Source organism: Streptosporangium fragile (assembly GCF_039534445.1).
Taxonomy (GTDB): Bacteria; Actinomycetota; Actinomycetes; order Streptosporangiales; family Streptosporangiaceae; genus Streptosporangium; species Streptosporangium fragile.
Genome location: NZ_BAAAVI010000035.1, coordinates 17,578 through 36,521 on the forward strand (window position 1 = coordinate 17,578; position 18,944 = coordinate 36,521).

The 18,944-nt window shown below is 72.4% G+C and carries 14 protein-coding genes; 10 read left to right on the forward strand and 4 right to left on the reverse strand.

Annotated elements, in window-relative coordinates:
• Window positions 1-3: 3 nt before the first annotated feature.
• The 7 genes from ABD841_RS22845 to ABD841_RS22875 all read left to right on the forward strand — a co-directional run bounded on the left by ABD841_RS22845 (window position 4) and on the right by ABD841_RS22875 (window position 9,560).
• A complete protein-coding gene (locus tag ABD841_RS22845; RefSeq protein WP_344975315.1) occupies window positions 4-1,008 on the forward strand; it encodes a CPBP family intramembrane glutamic endopeptidase in 1,005 nt (334 codons plus the stop codon).
• A 270-nt stretch (window positions 1,009-1,278) separates the two neighbouring features.
• The gene (locus tag ABD841_RS22850; RefSeq protein WP_344975318.1) at window positions 1,279-1,830 is read left to right on the forward strand and encodes an HAD-IA family hydrolase; all 552 of its coding nucleotides are present in this window, start codon (window positions 1,279-1,281) and stop codon (window positions 1,828-1,830) included.
• Between the two features lie 114 nt (window positions 1,831-1,944).
• The gene (locus ABD841_RS22855) at window positions 1,945-3,036 is read left to right on the forward strand and encodes a hypothetical protein (protein ID WP_344975321.1); all 1,092 of its coding nucleotides are present in this window, start codon (window positions 1,945-1,947) and stop codon (window positions 3,034-3,036) included.
• A gap of 103 nt (window positions 3,037-3,139) precedes the next feature.
• Window positions 3,140-3,307: a hypothetical protein gene (locus ABD841_RS22860; RefSeq protein ID WP_344975324.1), complete on the forward strand. Its 168-nt coding sequence runs from the start codon at window positions 3,140-3,142 to the stop codon at window positions 3,305-3,307.
• Window positions 3,304-3,963, forward strand: a complete 660-nt coding sequence (locus ABD841_RS22865) for a response regulator (RefSeq protein ID WP_344975327.1) — start codon at window positions 3,304-3,306, stop codon at window positions 3,961-3,963. The genes ABD841_RS22860 and ABD841_RS22865 overlap by 4 nt, the downstream gene beginning before the upstream one ends.
• An 810-nt stretch (window positions 3,964-4,773) precedes the next feature.
• Entirely contained in the window at window positions 4,774-5,193 is a 420-nt protein-coding gene (locus ABD841_RS22870) for an effector-associated constant component EACC1 (protein ID WP_344975330.1), read from the forward strand.
• The gene (locus ABD841_RS22875; RefSeq protein ID WP_344975333.1) at window positions 5,190-9,560 is read left to right on the forward strand and encodes a caspase, EACC1-associated type; all 4,371 of its coding nucleotides are present in this window, start codon (window positions 5,190-5,192) and stop codon (window positions 9,558-9,560) included. Before ABD841_RS22870 ends, ABD841_RS22875 begins: the two co-directional genes overlap by 4 nt.
• Window positions 9,561-9,616: 56 nt before the next feature.
• Here the strand turns inward: ABD841_RS22875 and cydB are convergent, their stop codons facing one another.
• Complete coding sequence (gene cydB, locus ABD841_RS22880; RefSeq protein WP_344975336.1) at window positions 9,617-10,633, reverse strand: cytochrome d ubiquinol oxidase subunit II; 1,017 nt, start codon at window positions 10,631-10,633, stop codon at window positions 9,617-9,619.
• 18 nt (window positions 10,634-10,651) lie between these two features.
• Entirely contained in the window at window positions 10,652-12,037 is a 1,386-nt protein-coding gene (locus tag ABD841_RS22885; protein ID WP_344975340.1) for a cytochrome ubiquinol oxidase subunit I, read from the reverse strand.
• A 337-nt stretch (window positions 12,038-12,374) separates the two neighbouring features.
• On the opposite strand from ABD841_RS22885, the gene ABD841_RS22890 reads away from it, so the two are divergent.
• Window positions 12,375-13,049 carry a pyridoxamine 5'-phosphate oxidase family protein gene (locus tag ABD841_RS22890; protein ID WP_344975343.1) on the forward strand — a complete coding sequence of 225 codons (675 nt, stop codon included), beginning with the start codon at window positions 12,375-12,377 and terminating at the stop codon, window positions 13,047-13,049.
• Complete coding sequence (locus ABD841_RS22895; RefSeq protein WP_344975346.1) at window positions 13,046-14,071, forward strand: zinc-dependent alcohol dehydrogenase family protein; 1,026 nt, start codon at window positions 13,046-13,048, stop codon at window positions 14,069-14,071. The genes ABD841_RS22890 and ABD841_RS22895 overlap by 4 nt, the downstream gene beginning before the upstream one ends.
• A gap of 132 nt (window positions 14,072-14,203) precedes the next feature.
• Here ABD841_RS22895 and ABD841_RS22900 read toward each other — a convergent pair whose 3' ends face one another.
• Both ABD841_RS22900 and ABD841_RS22905 read right to left on the reverse strand, forming a co-directional pair.
• Window positions 14,204-14,638, reverse strand: coding sequence for a CBS domain-containing protein (locus ABD841_RS22900; protein WP_344975349.1), 435 nt, complete (start codon window positions 14,636-14,638; stop codon window positions 14,204-14,206).
• A gap of 348 nt (window positions 14,639-14,986) precedes the next feature.
• The gene (locus ABD841_RS22905; protein WP_344975353.1) at window positions 14,987-17,740 is read right to left on the reverse strand and encodes an AAA family ATPase; all 2,754 of its coding nucleotides are present in this window, start codon (window positions 17,738-17,740) and stop codon (window positions 14,987-14,989) included.
• Window positions 17,741-17,990: 250 nt separating this feature from the next.
• On the opposite strand from ABD841_RS22905, the gene ABD841_RS22910 reads away from it, so the two are divergent.
• Window positions 17,991-18,830: an alpha/beta hydrolase gene (locus ABD841_RS22910; protein ID WP_344975356.1), complete on the forward strand. Its 840-nt coding sequence runs from the start codon at window positions 17,991-17,993 to the stop codon at window positions 18,828-18,830.
• Window positions 18,831-18,944 lie beyond the last annotated feature (114 nt).

The following is an 18,944-nucleotide window of genomic DNA, read 5'->3' on the forward strand; positions in this document are numbered from 1 at the left end:
AGCATGCACGTCCCGCAGGATCCGCAGCAGGCGGCTGTGCCCCAGCGGCAGCCCGGCCCGCACTTCCCCCCTCCCCCGCCGTACCGGCCGCCGGTGCCCGAGCCGAGGATCGTGCCGGCCCCGCCGGGCAGCCGGTACGACCAGCTGGCCCGCACGCGCCTGCACGCCTGGTGGCGGCCCGTGCTGGGCACGGTCCTGGGCTTCGCGGGGCTGATGCTGGCCGGTGCGGCGGTCGTCATCGCCGGCGTGACGGTCGCCGCGCTGGTCGGCGTCAAGATCAGCGACTCGGGCGACCGGATCTTCACCGATCCGGTACTGGACCTGGCGGTCAACCTGCTCTCGATCGCCGTCGTCCTGCCGCTGGTGTACGGGCTGGCCGCGTGGATCCAGCGGCGCCCGCCGGGCACGCTCTCGTCCGTCGTCGGCCGCCTGCGGTGGCGCTGGATGGGCGCGTGTACGGGGGTGGCGGTGGTCACCGTGGCACTGGGCCAGGCCGCGGTCGCCGTCACCTACGTCGCCACCGGCGAAGACCTGGACGACCTGTTCGGCTGGGTCGGCTGGGATCGCTTCCTGCCGGTCCTGGTGGTCACCGTGGTGCTGGTGCCCTTCCAGGCCGCCGCCGAGGAGTACGCCTTCCGGGGCTGGGCGCTGCAGGCCTTCGGCTCCTTCTTCCGCACCCCCTGGCCGGGCATTCTGCTGGGCGCCGTCGGCTTCACCGCGCTGCACGCCTACGTCGACTGGGGCATCGTGGACGTGTTCGCCTTCGGCGCGCTGATGGGCTGGCTGGCCGTGCGGACCGGCGGGCTGGAGGCCGCCATCGCCCTGCACGTGGTCAACAACGTGCTGGCCTTCGGGGTCAGCGGGGCGGACGGCACCCTGGAGGAGGCGCTGAAGCAGGGAGCCGTACCGTGGCAGAGCCTGGCCGGCACGGCGGTGCAACTCGGCCTGTTCGGGGTCGTGGTGGTGGCCCTGGCCAGGCGGCGGGGGCTCGCGACGGTCTCCCCTTGACCGCGTCCGCTCTCCACGGCGGCACGCGCGTCCCCGCGGGCGCGGGCGCCGCCCGTGATCGCATGTGTCTTCCGTGATCTCACATGGTCTCCGGGTCGCGCCCCGCCTTGCGATCGAACATGAGATGCGATCGAATGATCGGGTGGAGGTTTCGAAACGGCGTGCTGCGATCATCGATCCTCCCCGTCCGGCCGGGCGCGCGGAGACGGCCCGGCCCGCCGTGACGGGTGCCCCGGCGCCGGTCACCGACCGCGAGGAGAGCCTTTGCCCATGTGGACGCTTCTGGACTACGGCGAGGTCATCTCCCTGCCGCAGCCCGCCGAGGCGACGGCCGCCATGGCCGCGCTCGCCGGCCACGAGCCGGAGGTCTTCCACGAACGCTACTGGCGCCACCGCGACCCCTACGACCGCGGCCAGGCCCCCCACGCGTACTGGAGCAACGTCCTGGGCCGGTCCCTGGGCGCGGACGACTCCCTCGTCGCCCGGCTGACCGAGGCCGACGTCGCGAGCTGGTCGCATCTCGACCCGGCTGTCCTGCGCGAGATCGAGGAGTCCGCCGGCGGCCACCGGCGGCTCGCCCTGCTGTCCAACGCCCCCGAGCCGCTGGCCGCGGCCATCGACGCCGCCCCCTGGGCGGCGGCGTTCAGCCACCGCTTCTACAGCTGCCGTCTGGCCCTGGCCAAGCCCGACACCGCCATCTTCGAGAAGGTCCTGCGCGAGCTGGGTGCCGAACCCGCCGAGGTCACCTTCCTCGACGACCGGGCCGTCAACGTCGACGCCGCGGCGGCTCTCGGGATCAACGCCGTGCTGTTCAGGAGATAGGCAGGTCGGGAGACAGGCAGGCGCCGGCGGCGGGTCCCGGCCGGTACCGGATCGGATCCGGTACCTGATCGGGTGCGGTGGCGGTCCGAAGGCCGGGGTGGCTAGGGTTCGCATGTGCGTGGTCTTGGTTTGTTCCTCGCGGTGACGGGTCTGCTGGTTGCGGGTTGCGCCGAAGCGGGTGACGCCGGCCCGCCCTCCCCCGGCGCCGGGCCCTCCGCCTCCCCGACCCCCGCCACCCCGGGCGGCGCGACGGCGGGCGGGCTGCGCGAGATGATGGGGAAGCTGGCAGCCGACGGCCCGGCCGCCGCCTATCTGGACTACGGTGACATGGCGCACTGGCGCAAGCTCGGCGTGGTCACCTCGGGCGGCCTCGGCGGGGACAGCCGCTGGCTGCGGGCTGTCGGCACGGGCTTCGGCCAGCTCGCCTCCAGCGCGGCGCTGTTGCCCGAGCCGACCGGGATCAACGTCTACGGAGCCGATCGGGCGGTCTTCTCCGGCATCCCGCCGAAGGCCGCGGTCCGTGTCGAGGGCACGCTCGACGCCGCGGCCATCCGCGCCAAGCTGACCGCCCTGGGCGCCAAGCCACGCACGATCGGCGGGCAGGAAGGGCTGTCACTCGCCGCCGACAACGCGATCGATCAGGACAGCGTACAGGTCACCAAGCTCAGCCTGCTGAACCAGCTCAACCAGGTGGTGGTGACGGATTCGGCGCTGGTGGCCGGGTCCGCGGCCGCTCCCGTGGCGAGCGCGCTCGGCGGCGGCCCCTCCCTGGCCGCCGAGCCCGGGCACGCCGCGGTCGCCGACTGCCTGGGCGACGTGGTCGCCGCGATCGTCGCGGAGCCCCCGGAGCCCGGAGGCGTGGCACTGTACGGCGTGGGCCTGCGCCGTCCCGCGACCCCGGACGCCCAGGCGGTCAACGTCGTGTGCGTGCTGCCCCGCGTCCCCCAGGTGAAGGAGACCTTCACCGGGAAGTTCACCGTGGCGGCCAGGACGACCTCGGGCGATCCGCTCTCCGACCTCGTCGACGGCATTTCGCATGACGAGGTGACGACGGGCGGCACCACGGTGCTGCGGGCCACCATGAAGATCAAGCAGGACGGGCCGGTGACCCTGGCTCAGGAGATGTTCCACCGGTATGAGCTGCACAGGCTGGCCGACCCGATGGCTCCGCCCGACCCGTTCGGCGTGCTCCCGTCGCCCTCCTGACGGTCCGGGGCGGCCCGCCCCGGCGGGCACGTGAGGCTGAACCTCTCCGGCTTCCGTGGCGGCCCCGAAGCCGGCATCATCCGCCGGCGGGGGAGCACACGCGATGCGGGCCCGGGACTACGTGCCGGCCGGTGAGGCGCACGCCGCCGCGGGCGACCACCGGGTCGCGTTCGAGCGTTACGAGCGGGAGCACCGGGGCACCGGCCGGCGCGGCGCACGGGACCTTGGCCCCTACCACCCCGGCCGCGCGGCGGATAGGTTCGATCCATGATTCGCGTTTTCCTGCTGGACGACCATGAGGTGGTGCGCCGGGGCGTCGCCGCGCTGCTGGAGTCGGAGGACGACATCGAGGTCATCGGCGAGGCCGGGACCGCGGAGTCGGCCATCGCCCGCATTCCGGCGCTCAAGCCCGACGTGGCGGTGCTGGATGTGCGGCTGCCCGACGGCAGCGGCGTGGGCGTGTGCCGGGAGGTGCGCTCGCGCATGCCCGAGCTGGCGTGCCTGATGCTGACCTCCTTCGCCGACGACGACGCGCTGTTCGACGCCGTGATGGCGGGCGCGTCGGGTTACGTCCTCAAGCAGATCCACGGCTCCGACCTGGTCGGCGCCGTCCGCACCGTGGCCTCCGGGCAGTCGCTCCTGGACCCGGCGACCACCGCGACCATGCTGCGGCGCCTGCGCGAGCAGGCCGAGCGCAAGGACCCGCTCGGGACCCTGTCGGAGCAGGAGCGGCACATCCTGGAGCTGATCGGCGAGGGCCTGACCAACCGCCAGATCGGGGAACGACTGTTCCTGGCCGAGAAGACGGTGAAGAACTACGTGTCCAACCTGCTGGCGAAGCTCAACATGCAGCGCCGCACGCAGGTCGCGGCCCTGGCGGCCCGGATGAAGGCCGACCGCCCGGAGCAGGAGGACACCCGCTCCTGAGCGGGGGCCACCCGTGCACGCGGCGGCCGGAGACCCGGCCGCCGCCGCGCTCGCCCCCGGCCGGGGAGGCCCGGATACCGGTGGTTCGCCGTGGGCCGCGCGCTCGCGTGGCGGAAGCCCGGCACAGCGCGCCGCCGCCGAGGGCGTACACCCGGCAGGACCGGCCGGGCCGCCCGGGAGCGAAATCCGGCATCCCGAAAAAGCGTCGTGAAAGATCGTCACGTTACGGCGCGGCATAAGAATTCGGGCAAATCTGGCAATACGTCTACCTAATCCGAATGCGCTATGGAGTTTCGCGATCCAGTCCACGGATCCGCGGGGCGGCGGAACGGCCACCTCGCCCGTCATACGCTCCCCGCTCTCGCGGTTCCGGACCGGGACGCCTCGGTGACCATCCCGGGAGGCCGGGCCTCACGCGCCGCGCCGCGCAATGGAGATCATCTCGGGAGAACGGCAGGTGACCGCCGATCCGTCCACCACGTCGGAGGCGTGCCTGCCGTACGGCACACCACCCGGCGGGGTTCCGCTCCCGGCGCATTTCCCCCGGCGCGCGTCACCGGCATGAAACTCGGACGCGTGGCGTGGAATCCATTTACAAAACACGTCGGCGGCGGCATCCTCAGGTATGCATAAATCCGGACCCGTCCCGGTGTCACCGGCGTGGAAATCACAACGCGCCGGAGTCCGGAGACCGGAGGGAAATTCCCAATCAGGCACCCCGTGACCACAGTGTTCCGCCCATAGTGTTCCGCGACGGCCCGGCCTCGGCGTCGCCGCCGCGTTCTCCAGATCAACGCGAAACGAGCGGCCATGGACATCGAACTCTCCATCTCCGACCCGGATTCGGCCGACGCCCTGGGCGACCTGTACGAGTGGCTGGTCGAGGAGCCCGAACTCGCCGGCCGGATCCGGGTCGTCGAATCCCCGCCCGCGCCCGGAACCCTCGGCCCCGTCGCCGAGGCGCTGCAGGTCGCGCTCGAACCGGGTGGAGCGGTGACGGTGCTCGCCGCGGTCGTGGTCGCCTGGCTGCGGTACCGGACGGGCAAGATGACGATCACCATCGTCACCAGGGACGGCGAGTCCAGAGTCGACATGGTGGCGGAGCGGGTGAAGGCCCTCGACGCCGCGGGCGCCGAGGCACTCGTGTCGGAAGTCGTCCGAACCGTCGACGGCCTGGAACGCGACAAAGGTGATGCCCGCCGTCTGGAACACGACAAGGGCGGTGCGTGAAGGTGACGGGCATCCTGGCCGCCGCGGGCTCCCGCGCCCTTCTGGTCGGGTCGGCCACGCACTCCGCCGGCTCGATCCTCACCTCGGTCCCGGCCGTCACGACGACGATCACGGCGCTGGCCGACTGCCTGGTGAGGCGGGCGGGGCTCGACCCGCGCAACCTGACCCAGGTCATGGACCCCGCGAATCCGCAGGAGATCGGCGAGGCCCTGGCGGACCTGGCGGAATCCGCCACCGACACCCTTCTCTTCTACTACGTCGGTCACGGCCTGATCGGCCCCGGCAAGGAGCTGCACCTGGCCACGCGGGCCACCGCCGACCTCCGTCGCGGTGTGGCGGCTCACCAGGCGCTGCCGTACCCGGCGGTGCGGGAGGTCCTGTCCGGATGCCGGGCCCGCCTCCTCGTCGTCGGCCTGGACTGCTGTTTCTCCGGCCGGGCCGCCGGGCCGGCGGTGACGGCGACGGACGACGTATTCGACACGGCATGGCGGCACGGCACCTATGTGCTCGCCTCAGCGGGCCGGCACGAGGCCGCCTGGGCCCGCCCCGGCGAGCCGCACACCGCCTTCACCGGTGAGCTCATCCGGCTTCTCACCGAAGGTGATCCTCGGGGCCCGCGGGATTTCACCCTCGACGCCCTGTACCGGTCCCTGGACCGTTCCCTGGCCCGGCAGGGGCTGCCCCGGCCCCGCCGCCAGGCCATGGACCACACCGACACGCTCGCGCTGGCCCCCAACCGCGCCTACCGGGCTCCCGTCCCTCCCGAGCTGCCGGCCAGGACGGACGGCCCGGAGGACTTCAGCCCGTACCAGGGACTGGCCGCCTTCGGGCCGCAGGACGTGCGCCTCTTCTTCGGCCGGAACGAGCTCACCGAGGTGATACGGACCCGGACGATGGAGGAGCCGCCCGACGGTGTCCCCCTCGCGGTGATAGGCCCCTCGGGCTCCGGGAAGTCGTCCCTGCTGGGGGCGGGACTGATTCCGGCCGTTCGGGAGGCCGGCCGCCCGCACCTGCTGATCACCCCCGGCGACGACCCGCTGAAGAGGCTGGCCGAACGTGTCTCACGGCTTTCCCCGGAGACGGACTCCCTGGCCGGCAGGCTCAGGAAGGAACCCGGTGTTCTGGCGGACATGCTGCGTGAGGTACCCCGCTCGGCCGGCAGGCCGATACTGATCGTCGATCAGTTCGAGGAGATGTTCACCGCGTACGCCGACGAGACGCTGCGGGAGTCCTTCGTCGAAGCGATATGCGCGGCGTGCCGGAAAGACGGAGCGGAGGGCCCGGCGGCCACCGTGGTCGTCTGCGTGCGGGCGGACTTCTACGGCCACTGCAGCAGGTATCCGCAGCTGGTCCCGGCGCTGGAGCGTCCCGTCGTGGTCGGGCCGATGACCGCCGCCCAGCTGCGTGACGCGATCGAGAAGCCCGCGGAGCTCTCGGACCTGGCGCTGCAGGACGGTCTGACGGATCTCCTGCTCCGCGAACTCGGCGCGACCGGCACCGCGACGGCCGCCGGCGCGAAGGCGTCCCTTCCCCTGCTCTCCCACGCGCTGCTCGCCACGTGGCAGCACCGGGAGGGACGGGTGCTGACCCTGGCCGGATACCACGCCACGGGCGGCATCGACCGGGCCATCGCCGGCAGCGCGGACGCGGCCCTTTCCCGGCTGGACGACGACGGCAGGCGGATGGCACGGCGGATCCTGCCGCGTCTGGTGCATCTCCAGAAGGACGTCGAGGACACCCGCCGCGTCGTCGCCCTGCCGGACCTGCTCCCGCCGCCGGAGTCGGCCGATCACGCGCCCGCCCGGCGGGCGCTGGACGAGTTCGTCTCCGCGCGGCTGATCACCGTGGACGAGAACACCGTCCAGATCGCCCACGAGGCCCTGATCCGCGCCTGGCCGCAGCTCGGCGCGTGGATCGACGGCAACCGGGCGAACCTCCTGATCCAGCAGCAACTGCTGGAGGACGCGGCGGCCTGGGAGCAGCATGGCCGCGACCCCTCGTACCTCTACACGGACACGCGCCTGGCGGCGGCGCAGACGGTCACGGCCGGCCTGGAGGAGGGCGACCTCAACGAGCTGGAGATCGACTTTCTGAACGCCGGCGTCCAGCTGGGGCGGCGGCGTACGCGGATCACCCGCCAGGTGATCACGACGCTCACCGTGCTTCTCCTGGTCGCGGCGGCGGCGGGGGTCTACGCCTTCCTCCAGGGGAGGATCGCCCAGGAGCAACGCGACGTCGCGACCTCGCAGAAACTCTCCGACATCAGCAACCGCCTCACCGAGAGGACGCTGGCCGCCCAGCTGAGCCTCGCCGCGTACCGCGTCAGCGCCACCCCCGAGGCCCGCGGCGCGTTGCTGTCGACCCTTTCCCGTCCCACGCCGACCAGGATCACCGCGAACCACGCCCAGGCGTACGAGGTCGCGTTCGCCCCCCGGCGCGGGACCATCGCCGTGGCCTACGCCGACGGCACGGCCCAGCTGTGGGACGTCACCGACCGGGGCCGGCCCCGGAACCTGGCGGAGGTGAGGGCGAGCTCCGACGCCGTGACCGGGGTCGCCTTCAGCCCGGACGGCCGCCTGCTCGCCTCCTCCGCCGCCGACCGCACGGCCCGGCTCTGGGACGTCACGGCCCCCGGGGGGCCGGCGACGACGGCCGTGCTCACCGGGCACGAGGACGGAGTCAACAGCGTCGCCTTCAGCCCGGACGGCCGGACCGTGGCCACCTCCTCAAGCGACGGGACGGCACGACTGTGGAACGTCTCACGTCCTGACCGGCCCGAGCCCCTCTCCGTCCTGCGGGGTCACACGGGCGGAGTGCGCGACGTGGTGTTCAGCTCCGACGGGCGGATGCTGGCCACGGCCTCCCGCGACACCACCGTCCGGTTGTGGGACATCTCGGACGGCAGGCGTCCCAGGCACGTCTCCACGCTGAAAGGCCATGTCAACGCCGTGGACGCCGTCTCCTTCAGCCCGGACGGGCGCACGCTGGCCACGGCCTCGGAGGACTGGGGCATGTCGCTGTGGGACATATCGCGCCCGAGCCGCCCGGCGAGGCTGAGCACCTCCTATCCCGGAGGGGACCGTCTCTACGGCGTGCGGTTCAGCCCGGACGGGACGATGGTGGTCAGCGCCTCCGCCGACAACCTCGCCTACCTGTGGGACGTGACCGACCGCGAGAAGCCGCAGATCCTCACCTCCCTGGGCAGCCATCTCGCGGAGGTCCAGAAGGCCACGTTCAGCCCGGACGGGCGGTCCCTGGCCACGGTCTCCTCGGACGGCACGACCCGCCTGTGGGACATGACCAACGTCCGGGCGCCCTCGGCGATGGCCGCGCTCAAGGGGCACGGCAACGCGGTCACGGCTCTCGCGCTCAGCGCCGACGGCAGGATCGCCGCGACCGGGTCCCTCGACCGCACCGCCCGGCTGTGGAATGTCGCGGATCCCGGGAAGGCGACGCCCCTGGCGACCCTCCCCGAGGAGAACAACACCGTCGACGGAGTGGCGTTGAGCCCCGACGGGAAACTCCTCGCCACGGCGTGCGCCTGCGGGCTGGGACGGCTGTGGGACATCGGGGATCCGGCGGCGCCCAAGCTCCTGGCGACGCTCAAGAGCAACGCCATCAGGGCCGACGCCGTGGCGTTCAACCCGGACGGAAGGCTGCTGGCCATGTCGTGCGGGTGCGGGTCGATCCAGGTGTGGGAGCTGTCCACCCCGAAACGCCCGACGCTGGTGTTCGACCGGGAGGTGCACGGCGACGCGGCGTGGGATCTCGCGTTCAGCCCGGACGGAAGGCACCTGGCCACCGCGTCCGCGGACAGGACCGTGACGATCTGGGACGTGTCAGACCCCCGCCACCTCACCCTGGTCTCGACGTTCACCGCGCACTCCATCGACGTCAACGCGGTGACGTTCAGCTCCGACGGCAGGCGCATGGCCACGGCGTCCAACGACGGGACCGCAGGTGTCTGGGATGTCTCGACACCGTCCAGGCCGAGACGGATCTCCACACTGCAGGGCCACTCCGCGGCGGTGAAATCGGTGTCCTTCAGCCCCGACGACCGCATGCTGGCGACCGCCTCCGCCGACCAGACGGTCCGGCTGTGGCAGCTGGACGAGACGGCGGAACCGGATCTCTGGGCGGTCCTCGCGGGCCATCGGGGAACGGTGTTCACCGCGGTCTTCTCGCCCCGGCACGGCACCCTGGCCACCGCGTCGATGGACACGACGGCCCAGTTCTGGAGCACCGACGTCTCGCTGGCCGAGAGGAGGATCTGCCGGAACTCCGGCACGTCCATCACCGGGAACGAGTGGCGGCAGTTCCTGCCCGGCGCCTCCTACGCCGCCCCGTGCGGGGAGAGGAGCCCGTGAGAGGTCACGGACCCGCGCCGGTCGGCGCCCGGCTCTCCCTCCCCGCTCCGGGAGGGTCACGCCACGTCGGCGGCCGGGGTCCGCGCCGGTGGGGTCTGCGGCGCGGGACGGGTCAGGCGGCGGCGGAACACCCAGTAGGTCCAGCCCTGGTAGGCGAGGACGACCGGGGTGAAGACCACGGCGACCCATGTCATCACGGTGAGCGTGTACGGAGTGGAGGAGGCGTTGTCGACGGTCAGGCTGTGGGCCGGGTCCAGCGCGGGCATCACGTTGGGCCAGAGGTTGCCGAAGAGGGTGACCGTGACGGCGACGACGGCGAGCGCGTTGGCGGCGAAGGCCCAGCCGTCGCGCCCGCGCAGGGTGGCGAGCAGGGCGCCCGCGATCCCGGCGGCGGCCAGGCCGGCGCTCGCCCACGTGGCGGGCTTGCCGGTGGTCAGCTGGGTGAGGACCAGGAAGGCACCGCCCACGGCCAGCGCGGCCACCGCCAGCTTCACGGCCAGCGCGGCCGAGCAGGCCCGCAGGTCCCCGTCGGTGCGCAGGGCCAGGAAGAGCGCGCCGTGCAGGGCGAACAGCGTGAGCGTGGCCAGACCGCCCAGCAGCGCGTACGGGTTGAGCAGGGTGAACAGCGTTCCGGTGTACTCGTGGCGGGCGTCCAGCGGGACGCCCCGGACGATGTTGGCGAAGGCCACGCCCCACAGGAAGGCCGGCAGCAGCGACCCGAAGAACAGGGTGCGGTCCCAGCCTCGGGCGCTGTCGCTCTTGTTGCGGTACTCCAGGGCCACGCCGCGCAGGATGAGCGCGACGAGGATGAGGAACAGCGGCAGGTAGAAGCCGCTGAACAGGGTCGCGTACCACTCGGGGAAGGCGGCGAACGTGGCGCCTCCGGCGACCAGCAGCCAGACCTCGTTCCCGTCCCAGACGGGCCCGATGGTCGCCAGGACGGTCCTGCGGTCGGTCTCGTCCCGGCTCAGCACGGGCAGCAGGATGCCGACCCCGAAGTCGAAGCCCTCCAGGACGAAGTAGCCGGTCCACAGTACGGCGATGAGCAGGAACCAGACGGTGGTGAGTTCCATGGGATCCTCGGTGACGGCTCAGTAGGACAGGGCGGGGGCGACGGCCGCCGGGGAGGCCTCGGGCTCCTCCTCCGGACCGATCTTGATGAACTTCAGCAGCAACCGGACCTCGATCGCCGCGAGCACCGCGTACAGGACGGTGAAGCCGACCAGCGTGACGGCGACCTCGGTGACGTCGACGCCGGGCGAGACGGCCGCGGCGGTGCGCATGATCCCGTAGACGGTCCACGGCTGGCGGCCCATCTCGGTGAAGATCCAGCCCAGCGAGTTGGCCAGGAACGGCAGCGCGATGCCGGCGATGGCGATCCGGTGGAACCACGGGTTCGCCGGGAGCCGGCCGCGGCGGGTGAGCCAGAGCCCCGCCAGGGCGAGCAGCGCGGCCAGCATGCCGAACCCGATCATCAGGCGGAAGGACCAGTAGGCGAGACCGACGACCGGTTTGTAGTCGCCGGGGCCGTAGAGCTTCTCGTAGCGGGCCTGGATGTCGTTGATGCCCTCGACCCTGCCGTCCAGGGTGTTGGTGGCCAGCAGGCTCAGGCCGTACGGGATCTGCAGGTTGACGTGGTTGCGGCCGTTCTCGACGTCGCCCACGGCGAACAGCGAGAACCCGGCGGAGGTCTCGTCCTCCCACAGCGCCTCGGCGGCGGCCATCTTCATGGGCTGCTGCTCGGTCATGATCTGCGCCTGCCAGTGGCCCGAGAAGGCGACGCCGGCCGAGGCCGCCAGGGTGACGGCCATGGCCATGCGCGCCGAGGTGCGGAACAGCTCCACGTGCCGCTTCCTGAGCAGCTGCCAGGCGCTCACCCCGGCGACGAACGCGCCCGCGGTGACGAACGCGCCGAACAGGACGTGCGGGAAGGTGGCCAGGGTGGTGGAGTTGGTCAGCACGGCCCAGATGTCGGTGAGCTCCGCGCGGCCGGTCTCCGGGTTGAGGCGGTAGCCGACGGGGTGCTGCATCCAGGAGTTGGCCGCGAGGATGAAGTAGGCCGACAGGTTGGTGCCGATCGCGGCCAGCCAGATCGTGGCCAGGTGCACCCGGGGCGGCAGCTTCTCCCACCCGAAGATCCACAGCCCGAGGAAGGTGGACTCCAGGAAGAAGGCCATCAGCCCTTCCATCGCCAGCGGGGCGCCGAAGACGTCGCCGACGAAGCGCGAGTAGTCGCTCCAGTTCATCCCGAACTGGAACTCCTGCACGATGCCGGTGACCACGCCCATCGCGAAGTTGATCAGGAACAGGCGTCCCCAGAACTTCGTCAGCCGCAGGTATTTGGGATTGCCGGTACGGTGCCAGGCGGTCTGCAGCCCGGCGACGAGGACCGACAGGCCGATCGTCAGCGGGACGAACAGAAAGTGGTAGACCGTCGTTATCCCGAACTGCCAGCGTGACAGGTCCAAGACGTCCATGCTTGCTCCGTCTCACGAGTGATGTCCTCCGCAAGACTCCCGGTTGGGACGGGCTTTGCCGTAGGGCCCGCGGGCCCTGATGGCCCAGGACCTTGGTCCCGCCGCAGCGCGCGTCCGGCAGCCGAAAGGCCCGCGCGCCGGGGACTTCCGGCCGCTGCGCGGGACTCCCGCCCGGCGATGGAATGGAGACCCGGCCGGACCAGCACAGACCAGGCCGTACATGGTCAGGCCGGGTTAGGGCCACCCGGTGGCGGGGAGGCACCGGAGTGATCAGGGCGTCCGGGACCGGCGGTTCCGGACCCGGCACGACGTCGACCCTCTCATCAGGAGGAATCCAATGACTGGACGCATGACGGCCCCCGGCGACCTGGGCCGCCGGGTGCTCCGGCGGCGCGAGGAGCTGGGCCTGAGCCGCGAGCAGCTGGCCCAGCGGGCCGATATCGACCCCGGCTACCTCGCCTACCTGGAGGAGACTCCGGCCTCACCCACCGCCGAGACCGTGAGCCGTCTGGCGTCGGCCCTGAACGTCGGCGTCGACGCGTTGCTGGGCGGGACGGTGGACCTGCCGCCCGGCCACGGCGGGCCCGGCCCCCATCCGTCCCTGGAGAAGCTGGGGGAGCAGGAGTGCCTGCGGCTGATCGCCGCCGGCGGGGTGGGCCGGGTGGCCTTCAACGAGTCCGGCGGACCGGTGATCCTGCCGGTCAACTACGTCCTGCACGACAACTCGGTGATCTTCCGCACCGCCTTCGGCGGCCCGCTCGACGAGAACCTGCGCACCGGCGTGCAGGGGGTCGAGTTCAAGGTCGCCTTCGAGGTCGACCGGATCGACGAGGCCAACCGCGAGGGCTGGAGCGTGCTCGTCCGGGGCGGCGCCCACCACGCCTCCTCCGCCGAGGAGCAGGCGGCCATGGAGACCTCCGGCGTCCGGCCGTGGGCCGGCGGCGAACGGACGCTCTACGTCAGGATCACCCCCTCCGAGATCACCGGTCGCCGCATCGTCAACCTCGCATGATCCCCGTCGAGATGGACGCCTGGGTCGTCGCGCGGCCCGGACCCGTCTCCACGCGTCCGCTGCGCCGGGTCCGCGTGCCGGTCCCGGCGCCCGGCCCCGGTGAGGTGCTGGTCCGGGTCGAGGCCTGCGCCGTCTGCCGCACCGACCTGCACCTGGCCGAGGGCGACCTGCCGCCGCGGCGCCCGAGGACCACGCCGGGCCACGAGGCCGTGGGCCGGGTGGCGGCCACCGGCCCCAGCGCGGGGCGGCTGACGCCGGGCACCCGGGTGGGCGTGGCGTGGCTCCGCTCGACCTGCGGGCGCTGCCGCTACTGCGCGCGGGCGGCGGAGAACCTCTGCCCGTACTCCGCCTACACCGGCTGGCACGCCGACGGCGGCTACGCCGAGTACCTGACCGTCCCCGAGGACTTCGCCTACCGGCTCCCGGAGGAGGTCCCGGCCGAGAAGCTGGCGCCGCTGCTGTGCGCGGGGATCGTCGGCTACCGGGCCCTGCTCCGCAGCGACCTGCCGCCGGGCGGGCGGCTGGGCGTGTACGGCTTCGGCGCCTCGGCTCACCTGACCGCGCAGGTCGCCATCGCGCAGGGCGCGACCGTGCACGTGCTCACCCGGTCGGCCACGGCCCGCGAGCTGGCCCTGGAGCTGGGGGCGGCCTCGGTGGGCGACGCGGCGGACCCGCCGCCCGAGCCGCTGGACGCCGCGATCCTGTTCGCCCCGGCGGGCGAGCTGGTGCCGGTCGCGCTGGCCGCCCTGGACCGGGGCGGCACCCTCGCGGTGGCCGGTATCCACCTCACCGACATCCCGGCGCTGAACTACCGGCGGCACCTGTTCCAGGAACGCACCCTGCGCAGCGTCACCGCCAACACCCGCGCCGACGGGCGGGAGTTCCTGGGGATCGCCGCGGCCCACCCGCTCCGGGTGGCGACCACGCCCTACCCGCTGGACGCCGCGGACGAGGCGCTGGCCGCCCTCGCCGCCGACCGCGTCGAGGGTGCGGCCGTCCTGCTGCCCGGGCGCTTCGCCTGAGCGGACGCGGCACGTCACCCTTCCCGCACCGGCGCGTACCCGCCCGTCTCACGCCACGACCCCGACGGGGCCCCGGCCGGTCGGCCGGGGCCCCGTCACGCGGGCCGCGTGCGAACACGCCGGCCGGGCGGGTCAGGCTCGGGCGTAGATGCGGTGGACGAATTCGGCGAGCTTGCTGTCGGGCAGTTCCTTGGCGAGGTCGGCTTCGCTGATCATGCCGACGATGCGGTGGTTCTCGATCACCGGCAGGCGCTTGACCTGGTGCTCCTCCATCTTGTTCAGCGCTTCCTCGACGCTGGTGTCGGCGGCCACCCACACCAGCCCGTGGGCCAGTTCACCCGCCATGGTCTGCTCGAGGTCCTTGCCCTCGGCGCAGCACTTGATCACGATGTCCCGGTCGGTGATGATCCCCTTGAGCCGGTCGTCGTCTCCGCAGATCGGCAGCGCGCCGACCCCGAGGTCGCGCATCATCTGCGCGGCCATGCGCAGGTTGTCGTGCTCGCCGATGCACTCGGCCCCCTGGTGCATCACGTCCTTGGCCGTCTTGTTGACTCCTGGTGTCGCCATCGGTACCCCCCGAAAGGATCGATGAGCAGTTTCATGGGTGTTCGTACCCAATTATCCGAAACCAAGCGGACACGCGGTGAGAGTGCCCGGCCCCCGGCCGCACGGCCGCCGGTCACCCGCGCGGATCGCGCGGCCCGTCCACGCGGCGCAGGACCCGTCCCCACGGATCGCACCGTGCCGTCCCGCCCCGGCCCGGTCCCCGGTGGAGGCGAACGCGGTTCGGAAGTGATTCCCGGGCCGTTTCCCCGGTGGGCGCCGGGCGGACGCACCGCATCGCCCGCGGGCCGCGCACCCACCGGTACGACCTGCGCTTCCGCAGGCCGGAACCGCGTTCCCGCGGGGCGTTGCTCACGTGGTCAGGGCGTGGAGCAGTTGCCTGCGTGAGGTGACGCCGAGTTTCCTGAACACCTTCCTGAGGTGGTACTCCACCGTGCTCGCGCTGATGAACAGTTCGCTGGCGATCTCCTGGTTGGTGGTACCTCCGGCGGCGAGCCGGGCGACACGCAGCTCCTGCGGGGTGAGGTCGCGCGCTGTCTCGGAGCTGCGCCTGCGGGCGCGTTCCCCGGTGGCCGCCAGCTCCGTCCGGGCCCGCTCGGCGAACGCGGCGGCGCCCATGTCGAGGAACATGTCATGGGCGGTTCTCAGCCGGTCGCGGGCGTCGACGCGGCGGCGCCGTCGCCGGAGCCACTCCCCGTACAGCAGATGCGTGCGCGCCAGTTCCGTGGCGAGCGGAGTCCGCTCCAGCAGACTGATGGCTTCCAGATACAGCTCCTCGGCAGTGGTGTCGTCGGCCAGGAGGGCGCGGCAGCGGGCCAGGACGGCCAATGCCCACGGGGTGCCGCTGGCGGTGGCGCGCTCGGCCAGCCGAGCCAGCGCCCGCTCGGCGACGGCGGTGTCGTTGTTGCGCACCGCGGCCTCGACGAGATCAGGCAGTACGGCGCTGCCGAAGTGCGGCGGGTTCTCGTCGTAGACGATCTCTCCAGCCGCCTGCGCCCGGGCGTAGCGGCGGTGGCCGAGTTCCAGCAGGACCAACGAGGTGCGGGCGAGTTGCACTTGCAGGCCGCCCGGCCGGTCGGCGTCGGGTCCCGCCTGAGCCGCCACTGCCGCCAGTGTCCGCTCTTCCGCGCCTGACCAGGCGTGGAGCATGACATCGCTCGGGTCGGAGTAACGCGGGTCGGCGCCGATCGCCGCGGCGATGTCCTTGAATTCGGCGAAGTGCGCTTCCGCTGCGGCGAACCGGCCGCACAGCAACTCCCAGGTGGCCGCCGCGTGCGCGCCGGCTTGCAGCATCCGCAGCGCTCCTTGCCGGCGCGCGGCCGCGGAGTAGCGCTGCGCGCAGATGCCCAGCGCGTCGATGTCCCACAGTTCGAGCGCGAGGAGAATCCCGAGCAGGAACCAGCGGGCCGCGTCCCCGTTCTCGGCGCCGACGGCCTGCATCGCCTGCACTCCCCGCCGCATCAGGGGCACGGCCGGCTCGTATCCGACGGCGACCAGGCCAGCGTGGGCCGCCAGCAGCAGGTCGGCCACTGTGGGCTCACCCGGCACAGGAGGTGCGTCGAGCGCGGCCTGAGCGACCCGTAGAGCGCTCGTGCCGACACCGATGCGCGCCACGACGGTGACCGCGTCGAACGCCTCCAGCAGCGTGTCCCGGCCCGCACGCGGATCGGACTCGGCGAGGATCCGCGCGGCTCGCAGCAGAAGCGCGACCGCGCCCTCGCGGCCGAGCATGACGCGCAGGAAGCCGCGCAACCTCATCGCGTGGGCGTCCAGGACCGGGATGCCCGGGTCCGGGGTGAGCAGGCCGAGTAGTTCCTCGGCGCGATGGGGAGCACCGGCGGTCAGGGCCGCGCCGCAGGCAGCCAGCAGCCGGCCGTCGCGCTGCGGCCCCGGCGGCGTGAGCTCGGCGGCACGGCGCAACAAGGCGGCTTGGGCCAGGTGCCCCCCTCGCTCACGGGCCCGTTCGGCGCTGGCCTCCAGCGCTGCCGCGACGCGCTCGTCGGGACCGTCGACGGCCGAGGCCAGGTGTGAGGCGTGACGGTCGGCGTCGCGCGCGGGGTCGGTGACAGCGGCGAGCGCGGCATGCGCCCGTCGCCGTCGCACCGCGGAGGCGCCGCCGTAGATCGCCGAGCGGATCAGCGGGTGACGGAAATGGGTCCGGACCATGCCGGTACGCGGCGCCAGGAACTCGCCGCGCTCGGCGTGCTCGAGCGCGGCGTCGACGTCGGCTTCGGACGCGGATGTCAGTTCGATCACTGCCCGCCGTACCAGGGCCATGTCGCCGCTGGAGTCGGCGGCGGCGACCAGCAGGAGCGACTGGACGAGCGGGTTCAGGTCGCGGACCTGGCGGAGGAAGCGCGCTTCGAGCCTGCGATCCAGCGGCAGCGGCTCGCCGAACCCGGGGTCCACGAGATCACCGGCGGCGATGCCGCGTGCGAGCTCGCGGATGGCCAGGGGGTTCCCGCCGGTCTCCGCCAGGAGGCGAGCGGCGATGACGCGATCGATTCCGGCCGCCAAGGACGCGTCGAGCAGCGCCAGAGCGTCATCGCCCGAGAGTTCCGCGACCTGGAGCTCGGACAGGCCGGTCAGGGACGCCCCGGCGGCGTCGCCGTCGCGGACGCCGAACAGCAGCACGATCCCGTCGGCGTACAGCCGGCGGGCGACGAACGCCAGCACCTCCAGGGACTCGCGATCCATCCACTGCGCGTCGTCGCAGATGGCCAGGAGCGGGCGATCCGCAGCGGCGCCGGCGAGCAGGGTCAGCGCCGCCAGCCCGACCAGGAAGCGATCCGGCGGCGCGGCGGACCGCAATCCGAATGCCGTTTCCAGGGCGTCCCGCTGCGGATCGGGCAGCCGGCCGCGGTCCCCGAGAAACGGCAGCAGCAGGCGGTGCAGGCCGGCGAAGCCCAGCTCCTGCTCGGCCTCCACCCCGGCCACCCGCGTGACCTGAAACCCCGGCGCGGCGTTGGCCGTGTGCTCCAGCAACGCCGTCTTCCCGATTCCCGCGGGGCCGCGAAGGACCAGCACTCCGCTCAGACCGGCTCTCGCCCTGCCCAGCATGCCTTCGAGCTCCGTAAGCTCCGCTTTCCTGCCGTGCAGGACCATGGTCACAAGATAGCGCGCCTGGCCGGCCTCGCTGAGGGCTAAGGGGTTTCAAGGATGCGAGACCTCCGCGAAAGCGGTCATCGTTCTTCTGTCAGCACCATCCGGGACGGACATGGCCGGTGCCGGCGACCGCCGATCGGTGACGACGGCACGTTCACGTGACGTCCTCGGCCACCATCGGCCAGGCCATCGCCTTCCCGTACGGCGTTCTCCCCCACCGCCTGATCATCATCGAGAAAGGACCCACGCCATGTCCGCCGAACACGACGCTCAGCAGATCGAGCAGGCCAACGCCTCCGGCCGGATCCCTGTCGTCTTCGTCCACGGGCTCTGGCTCCTGCCCAGCAGCTGGGACCGCTGGGCCGCCGTCTTCACCGAAGCCGGCTTCGCCCCGGTCCTGCCCGGCTGGCCCGACGACCCCGAGACCGTGGCCGAGGCCAAGCAGCATCCCGAGGTGTTCGCCCACAAGACGGTCGGCCAGGTCGCCGACCACTTCGAGAGCCTGATCGCCGGGCTCGACCGCCGTCCCGCCATCATCGGCCACTCCTTCGGCGGTCTGCTCGCCCAGATCCTCGCCGGGCGCGGTCTGGCGTGCGCCTCGGTCGCCATCGACCCCGCACCGTTCCAGGGGGTGCTCCCCCTGCCGTTCTCCTCGCTGCGGGCCGCCGCACCGGTGCTCACCAACCCGGCCAACGTCCACCGCGCCGTCCCGCTCACCTACGACCAGTTCCGCTACTCCTTCGCCAACGCCGTCACCGAGGAGGAGGCCAAGGAGCTGTACGAGACCTTTGCGGTGCCCGCTCCGGGCGCCCCGCTCTTCCAGGCCGCGATCGCCAACTTCAACCCGTGGAGTGAGACCAAGGTCGACAGCACCGCGGAGAACCGGGGCCCGCTGCTGATCATCTCCGGGGAGAAGGACCACACCGTCCCCTGGGCCATCGCCAACGCCTCCTACAAGAAGCAGGCCCGCAACGAGCACGCCGTCACCGAGATCGTCGAGATGCCCGGCCGCGGGCACTCACTGACGATCGACAGCGGCTGGCGCGAGGTGTGCGACACCGCCCTGGCTTTCATCCGGCGCTCCGTGTGATCCGGGAAGGAACCTCCATGAGGACCACCAGGCGGGGCAGGGCCGCCCGCCGAGGTGTTCGCCGGGCTTGATCGCGACCGGGCCGCGCGACGCGGGACGGCCGCGCGACGCGGT